General features: G+C 56.7%; 1 protein-coding gene. It reads right to left on the bottom strand.

What is annotated here, in order from left to right; translation table 11 throughout:
* Positions 1 to 9,002, bottom strand: a 9,002-nt coding sequence (locus VGP75_RS06170) for a pyrophosphatase-like OB fold-containing protein (RefSeq protein ID WP_327542817.1), incomplete at its 3' end; no start/stop codon positions are given.
* Between the last annotated feature and the right edge of the window lie 66 nt (positions 9,003 to 9,068).

Here is a 9,068-nt window from a genome sequence, read left to right as displayed (position 1 = left end):
TCCCACGCATCATAAAGCGTTGGTGCTTCGGCCATTGGCAAGGCCTTTGTAGATGCCTGACGCCCCTCTATGACAACAACATCGACCGGCCAACCTGCGCCTTGACGCTTATAGAGGTCGCCCGACACGGTGAAATGCTCGATCACGCCGTAGTTATCATACAGCCAATTCCAAAATGCGCGAGGTTTTCCGCGATACTTGCTCTTTCGGGTATCTGCATCGCCTTGGTGCCCGCCTACGATTAGGACTGCGCGCCCGTCATTGGTCATGCTTTCGAGCGTTTTTGCAACGATAGCATGGTCAATCTCGGTGGTGGTGCCGTCAACGCCGTATGGCACGCTGAATTGCGTTGCCTGATCGCTGTCTTTTACCAGCAACTTGCCAAATGGCGGGTTCTGAATGACCACATCAACCTCGGACGGCCCGTCCACATCAAGCGCAGAACCGACCGTGATTGTCGCATCCCCGCCCAGGGCGTTGCGCAAGCGTGCAGCTCGATCCGCATCAAGCTCGTTTGCGGTAGTCAACTTGGGGTCAGCGCCAAGCAAAAGCATACCGTTACCGGCTGTCGGTTCGTAGACGGTCGTATTGCTGTCGATCCCAGCCAGCTCACTTGCCAGATAGGCCAGCGGTGCTGGTGTTGAGTACGCTTGGCGGCGCACGCTGTCAGTCGTGCGTTGTGCCAGAAGAGGCTGCGCTTGATAGAGCGATTGAAGCGCGTCAAACGTCGCGGCCTTATCTTTGCCCGCTTTGACGATGCTGCGACTGGCCCTCACAACGGCCAGCTCTATGGCCTCTTCGACCGTCTTGTAATCTGCCGGTGTCAGGTCGCGTCCGATCGTCTCTGCGGCCATCCTGCGGGCTGCATTGATGGTCTTGAACTTTGTGCCGTCATCAAGCGCTTTCTCAAACGCAGCGGCCATGTTTTCAACGTCCGCAGACATTTCTGGCGCATCATCGGCAAACGGATTGATTGCGTTGGTCTCAACGTCCTTCATGAAGCGGATAAAGTATGGCTTCATGTTCCCGATAGCAGAGGCGTTAAGCCCCTGATCCCGCATAAACCGGATCATGCCGGCAAACGCATCCACAAGATTGGTCGCCGCGTCGGCATATGCACGATATGCTTTTTTGAAGTGTGGCAGCGCCTTTTTGTAGGTCTCTTCATCAAATACAAGCCCACTGTTCATCCGGTTCATATCTGGACCAAACAGCGTGTTGAGCGCCTGCATGGACTCCTTCAAGCCTTCTTGCAGGTTGGCTTTGGCATCAGAAAGGCTTTGTCGAGCACCAGCTTTCGGGGCGGCCTCGCCATCTTGAACAAATGAGGGTTCTGGCTCGTCTTGGCGTTCTTTGTTTTCACCTTCTGGCATGCCGCCGTCTTCAACAGCATCATCCGCCGGTGTTGGCGCATCGTCGGGCAGCGGATCGCCAGCCTCAGCATCAATGCCGTCGGTATCTATATCGCCTTGCTCGTCTGCATTCGGTCCAAATACCTCGCCAAATGCGGCATCGAACGCGCTTTCAATCTGCTGATCTGTAGCGCCCTCTGTCTCAGGCTGCGTGGCCTCATCGACTGCGGCGCGCATCTTTTCAGCCTCAGCAATGCCCTGCGCCCACATGCCAAAATCTGCAAATGGCTTGCCGATATTGCGATATGCAGTTTGCCCCTTGAGCCCAAAATGCGTTGAACGCCCTTCTTTCCAAACCGTCCACCCTTTGTTGCGGATGTGATCCATCATAAAGGTCGCAGGATTGCCTTCGTCGCCACGGTAATAGCCATAATTCAATGGGCTATAGCCATTGGTCTCGCTGCCCTTGGTGTCACGTTCATACTCGGCCACAAGGTCTGTGTTCGACTGACGTGCTTCTGCCCGCATCGCAGCCGCATCCGCGCGCAACTGCGCCTCAACGGCCTCCTGTGCCGCCAGCGCCTTGCCCTCTGGGGTCATTGCAAAGAGCTTTTCTGCCCGCAAAGCATAGAACCGTTTTTGATCGAGCGTGATCGGGCGAGAATTGTTTGGCGCACGGAATGTGACCTGTGTTTCGCCGTTTTCATCCTTGAGGCCGGTAATCTCGTAGATCCCCTCCGGCCCTTCAAATGTTGTCCCAGCCTTGAGCGGCGCAACCTCTGACCCATCTGGAAGAGCTGGGAAAGATGGCGCGTCCCCTTGAACGGCAAACCCCTCAACAGCTTTCAGCTCGTCCATAATTTGACCGAACATCGGGAAAATAACACCGCGCTCACCAATGGTCGGCAATGCGCCGCCGCTATCTTTGGTCGTGTTGACAAGGAAATCGTGCGACAGTGAACGCTCATTGAGGTGGGTCAAAACCCACGCCTCGAATGATCTCGCGCCCATCTCGATAGGATCGCTCCAGTATGGCGCGGCTTTGAACTTGTCGTACTTGGCCATGCGGCCTTCATAGCCGGATTGCCCGAACATCTGACGCAAGGTTTGGAATGCATCATAGACACTGCGCGGCATAGCCCCTTCGCCTGCATAGCGTCTCTGGCGTGCGGTCATAAAGTCTTGGCGGCGGTTTTTTGCGTTGGGCTTTGAACTTTGTGCAGGTGTGCTGCCGTCACTGGCGTCTGTCTTCGCCAGATAGTGGTCTAAGGCATGAAACCACTCATGTGCCAGTGAACCAGCGCCATTGACCCGGGTAAGGTTAATCACGACCTGTCCTGGCTCATAGTGCGCCGCTGCGGCACCCTTGCCGCCCTTGCCGCGCGCGCCGAAAGCAATGGCCAATTCACCATTCAGCGAAAGGGATTTCGGTGAAACGCCCAAGATCGCGGCAAGGTCCATAAGGCTATCGTATGTAGCGTTCAGAAAACTGGTGCGCTCTTTGAGAGTGACTGAGTTACCAAACTGCCCGCCACGAAAGCCGAATGCTTCCAAGAAGGATTTTGCGCTGACATCTTTGCCTTTGCGCCAGTCTGGCCCCACGCGGTCTTTATTGTCGCGACGACGCTCTTCAAAGCCTTGACGCATCTCGTTCGCCATAGCAGTCAGCTCTACTTTCCCCTCTTCTGAATTTAGGAAAGCTCGGGCTTCTTTGCTGGTGGCGAAAGTCATCATCGAGTGCAGCTTTGGCTTTCGTGCGTAAATATAACTTGCCGTGCCGTTGCGGGCTTCGCGGATATGGAAACCATAATTGAAAGAGCCTTTGTCGCTGCGGGCTTCGGCCATGGCCTTCTTGCGCATCGCGGCCCAATCATTTGCAAGCTCTGCCGCCTCCTGAACGGTGTCTGCAACACGGCTGCCGCGCCATGGCGCTTTAGATACACGGCCTTTGGCAGTGATTTCGATCTTGCCTGTATTCGTTCGCTCGTTTGCGCTTGAGGCAAACACCCATTGCTCACGAATGCCAAAGTTGCTGGCGACCTCCATCATATTCTGAGGCTCGATCCGCATGAAGAACGGCTGCAAAACGTCTGTCCAGTATTCTGGATTTTCGTCCAGCTTTGCATTGAGGTCTATACCATCAGCAATAGACCTGCGCCCAAACGCTTGCTCGTACTTTGCGTTGTCGCGCAGAATTTCAATCGCGTCATAGTCCCCGCCCAGAATAGCCTTGGTGTCGGCATGGGCCTTTGCAACCGCATTTTTCCATTCAGACATCTGCCACGAACGGCTGTTGGGCTTGGTCGGAATAGCTGCGCGAATGGCCGCGATTATAAAGAGGCCATCAAGAGAAATATCGCCATCGCTGGCCAGCTTCTCGAAGTCAGGCATGGGCAGTAGGTCGTTCAACCCCATGCTTGAGAGATCCATACCGTCCAAGTCCATCTCTTGCATGGCTTCCAGAAGGCGCTTCTTGGCCTCGTAGAAGTGCTTGCGCGCGCCACCGATTTCTTCACCGAAGTCTTCCAGCTTCTCGCCCTTTGGCGCGGTTTTGTCAGTTTTGTCAGTTTTGTCAGTGGGCTTTGCTTCCGTCTTCGTCGCATCCGCTGGCTTCTTGAACGGGAAGTCCAGCTTGCCGTTGACCGGCTTGGTGCTGTTAAAGTTGGTATCCAGCGTACTTTCCAGCCACGCTTTGAGCTGGGCGACTGTGCCCTCGAAGATGCCGCCAATGCGGTCATCGCCGCGGCCATCGTTGAACGCGCCACGGTACGCCTCAAGCGCGGCCCCGCGCGACGGAAAGCCCACCATGATCTTGTGTTCATCGAATTTGCCAGTATTGGCGTCGGCTTGGTCGATCCACATCACGTAGTCGGCGTCTGGCGCTTCGCCCATGTAGAAGTCGACATGCTCGCCGTCGGCGCCCTCGGTCATCTTGAAGTAGCCGTAGTGCGCCGGCATTGTGACCGACCACGTTTCGCCGTCCTGATCGGTCCCGCTGCGCTCGCTGCCCTTGGCGTTCTCGATCGTCAGGTTCATGCCGTTCCAGACAACATGTCCCTTTTTGTAGTTTCCGGCCTCTTTCTGGGCGTCTGTTGGGTTCGGATCGGCCTCTTCGGCTGCTTGGTCGACGTCTTGCTTTACAGGTGGTGCAAGCGGCTGGCCGATACGCTGGCGGCCGCCACGCTGGCCACGGTTGGCCTGCTCTGCCGGATCGTCAAAGAGCATTGGCACGCCATTACGGTAGACAAGTGCGGGATCGCGCTCGATCATCTCCATGAGGCTGCCGAGCTGTTCGTCGCGCAGGTTGGCCGATGATGCAGTCAACGCGCCCATATCGCGGGCAAGGCCGGTGAGCTTCTCGCTGCCATCAGACAGGCGCATGACGTTGCCGTCAGGCTTGGTGATCTGGATCTGCTTTGCCGTTACTTTGAGAACCGTGCCAACCCCTGGCAGAACGTCACCCTCGCGCGCATTTGCCAGTGCGATGTTGCCAAGGCTCATGTCGCTGTTGTCACCGATGCCGTTCACAGGCGCATCAGCGCGGGCTTTGCGCATGTTCAGCTGGCGATTGGGGTAATCGACTGTGGCAGGTGTACCGGATGTGATGGGTTTGCCATCTTCCGTCAGCTTGCCCTCTGAAATCAGCCGGTCAAGAACCTTATCGTACTCTGCCTGTGGAATGCGGTAGGCGCCAAGGACAACCTCGCCACCGGAAAATGTTGCAGTGCGACCGGCTGGCTTAATCAGATAATCTTCAAGAACACGCAAGCCCTGGGACAGAACTGGGTCTGGCGCAGTCGATGCACTTGGTGTTTCATCATCAGGTGCGCCTGCGGCTGGGTCCGCATCAGGGTCATAGGCCTTAAATGCCTCGATGGCGGCAACGGCTTCTGCGCTCAAGTCGCCCTTGATGTCGTTGTATTTGAACCGCTGCGTTTTTTCACGGATCTCTTTGGCGCGGCCTTTGAATTGCGAGCTGGTGTTTGTGACTGTGATCTCGACATCGCCTAAACCAAGGTCGTCCAACTGGAATGTGATCGGCCCCGAAAGATAGGTGCCAATTCCGTCTTTATTCTCCGGCGTCACCGCCTTGTTGATGTCAGCTATGGCCTTCTGGCGTGTTACCTTGGCATCTGGTGTTGCGCTTGCGCCTTCTGCGCCTGAACTCAGCAATTCATCGGCGCGTGCCCTGCGAATGAAAGCGCCGCCCTCTTTCGGAAAAGTGTACGGATCAACCGCCTTGGCTTCCGCAGGCTTCATGCCCTTGATCACATAGCCGTTCAGCACCTTGCCCTTGCGGGTGGTGTGCGTGACTTCACCCGCGGCAATGGCGTCTTGCACGGCCTTGCGCATCGGGTCGGTTTCTTGATCGGTTCGTGCAGTTTCTGAGTTTTCACCTGTAACCGATTGTTCTGGCTCGTCATTTTTATTGACTGGTTTTTGATCGGCTGGCGCTGTTTTGGGTGCTGCGGTAGCAATTCCCCGTGCGCTTAAAGACTCAATGGCGTTCTTGTCGATGACCGCATATTCTATCTTGCCACGAGGGTCTTTGCCAACGACAACTCCAATGCCTTCGTCTGTCCACTTGTCAATATTGGACTGCGACAATCGAGTAATACCGCTGCCTACATCTAGGATCTTAGTGCCAGGTTTAATGCGCAAGTCATATGATTGCCCACTTTCGCCCTGCATCTTTGCATAGCTATCAGCATATTCTGCATCAGCCTCAGACGCGGCGTAGAAACCACCATAGCTGCGGCCTTTCTTTCCCTGCTTTTGCTTTGATGGGTCACGGATGATCTCAATATCATCAAGGTTCATTCCCGATCTTCCGCCATGAACCAAAGTCATTCCGTCACTTGGAACAACACTTGTAGCAGCTTCTCTCTTTGTGGCGGCGGAAGGGGAGGGCTCCCTTGGCGACGGTGTTGGTGTTGGCTGCGCCGTGTCGCGACCTGCCTCGATACGTGACAGCAGACCGGCAAGGTTTTGCTCTAGGTTGGTCACTGTATCCGGCATTTGGTTTTCAGTCGGGGTGAGTCCCGCATTGATCGCATCAATATGCGCACCGCTCGGCTTCACCTTGGGTATCGACGTATCGTTTCGTATATCGCCGATACTGGTATCGAGCTCTTGCGCCGCGGCACGGAGTTCAGGGCTACCGTAGTAGTCCACAATTTGTTGTTCTGACCCCTTGTTTATCCACCCATCGGCACTGATTCCAAGAATGGGGTACCATTTGCCGGCAGGGACATTCTTTTTTCCGGCCGCACCGGAGCTCAAGTAGAACGGGACCTGTACACCGTTTATCTCACGGAGCACAATTTTCCGCCCGCCAAGGTCGATTATGGACGCTTCACCCCGTACATTTGTACCGGGTATTAGTTCGTTGGAGTCCGGCTTGCGGGCGTATTGGTCGAACGGTATGGGTTTAAGTGTAGGGCTCGAAGGCTCCGTAGGACGGACGGGTGCCCCGCCCTCTTCGACCACTGCATCTGGGTCGGTAGGTTGCTGACCAACCCAAGGCGAGGTCTCGTTGACCTTGACCCCGACAATGGTTGCAGAGCCGTCAGGATTTTCGACAAGGTTGTAGAGCGGATCATCTCTGATAGTACGCAAAACCTTACCGCTGTTGATGTTTTGCAGAAGTGGGTCGTTAGCTAAAAGTCGATTGGCGTTGGCCTCACGCGCCTTTTCTGCAAAGCTGCCTGTCATACCTGCGAGAAGCTGCTGCGCCTCAATGGGCGCTGCTGCGGTTTCGGCCGCTGCATCTTGTTGCCTGCCACCGATAAACCCTTCCCCAAATGGCTCGACGCTGTATCCCGCACCCAAGCGGCCAAGGGCCATCTGCTCGGTCGGGAAAACGACCGGCTGGCCGCTATCATCCGTGAATACCGCTTCATCAATCCTGCTTTGCTCTTCACGGGCCATGCGCTCGCGCTCGGCATTGCTGTCGGCCAGCGTGCTGACGTCTTCGCGCATGCTGTTGAGAGCTTCATCAAGCGTCAGGCGGTAAGCATCATCCGGCGACATGCCGTCGGCTTCGCGGATCGCGACACGTTCCATGAACACATCAGGGTCAACGCCCTCGGGAATAGGCGCATTGAACGCTGGTGCGGCTGGTTCTTGAGTTGGGACATTGGGGGGCACTGTCGCAGCCGGTGAAACCAGCACCATGCCGCTGTTGATCTGCTCAATTTCGACATCAAGCGCAGTGCCATCTTCGGCGCGGAATGAAGCGTATCCGGCGGCAGGATCTTCACCGATGAATGTCGCGGCGATCGGCTCGCCAATTTCACCTGTCTCGGGATCGACAAGGCGCACGGAAACCGGCTGCTGGTCTTGGTAGCCCGCGAACTGGGGCTGTGGGCCCCGTGCTGTAGCGTCTGACATCGGGCTGGGCGTGCTTGGATCAGAACCGGCCAGCACATCGCTCATAGGGGTTGGTTCCTCCTGCTCTGGAGGGCTGCGATCCCCCATCATTGCAGGAGGAACCATACCGGCATCAGGTCCGGCGCCGGGAGGAACCGCGCCTTCGCCATCGCCGGTATCTGGGATTGGCTGTGGTCTTTCACGGTTGCGGTACATGTCAACGCCGGTGCCGATAGCACCTGCGCCACCACCGAGAACCGCACCGACAAGCGCGCCTTCTGTGGCGCCCTCTGTCCAGCCGCGATCGGGATCGTAAAGCTGTTGGGCCACCATGTTGCTTGCAACGGTGGCCAGATATTCTTGCGCGGCTTCTTCACCGGCTGACTGCGCGATGTCAGCAAAGCGCTTCATCACGCCATTGCCCACACGGTTGCGGACTCCATCAGGCAAATACTTCAACGCGCGCGCGATTGGCACGATTTCAGTGGCACCGATAGCAAAGCCCCAATTGGCGGCCTTTGTGGCGATTTCTTCGGTCGCGCCTGCATCAAGCGCCTCGCGGTAAAGCTGGCTCGATGTCATGGCAGAGCCCAAGGCACCACCCGTGCCGAAACCTGCAACAGCACCACCGATGGGGCCACCTGCAAACGTACCGGCCACACCTGCAGCCAGCGACGCGCCGGCCATGCCAACAAGATTGCCTGCCCCCTCGGCAACCATCGCCCAGAATGACCGGTCCTCGGGGTTTGGTGCGCCGAATGTATCGCTTACGCTGTCACGGAGCCGTTGCCCGCGTTCAAAGCCCTCAATGTCTTCGGCTGCTGTGTCTTGGTTATCGAGTTGGGCTTGCGCAATAGCCTTTGCCTCTGGCAGTGCCGCGAAAGGCTCGGTCGCGCCGCGGATAAACTGCTGTCCACGGCGTTTGACGGTCCCGAGGAATCCGCCCTCTTCCATTTCGGCCACGTTTGCTTCTTGCACCGTCGGCGTGCCGTAGAGCTGCGCGCGCACGTCTGTAGCATAGTCGCCAAAGCTGCTTTGTGCTTCTGGCCCGAACAGTTCCCCAATGATCGCCATCGGATCCTCACCGGCCTGAAACCTTGGGGACAAGGCTTGCGCACTCTGGCGCGCGGCGTTGAGGAAGTCGTCGGGATTTTGCGCCCCTGCCTTTTCACCAGACGCAAACAAGACTTCGATCGGTACTCCCGTCTCAATGGCAATGTCTTCCAGTGCGGTTTGAGTGTTGACCTTCGCAGGACCAAAGACGGGCATATCGTTCATGTGGAAGCCTCACAGCAAAAAGGGACCGGCGCTTATGCGCTGGCCCCCTTATACCACATATTGACG

This window comes from Yoonia sp. (genome assembly GCF_036007805.1).
Lineage (GTDB): Bacteria > Pseudomonadota > Alphaproteobacteria > Rhodobacterales > Rhodobacteraceae > Yoonia.
Note: the sequence above shows the minus strand (reverse complement) of the source record. Positions and strands in the feature narration are given on the sequence as shown.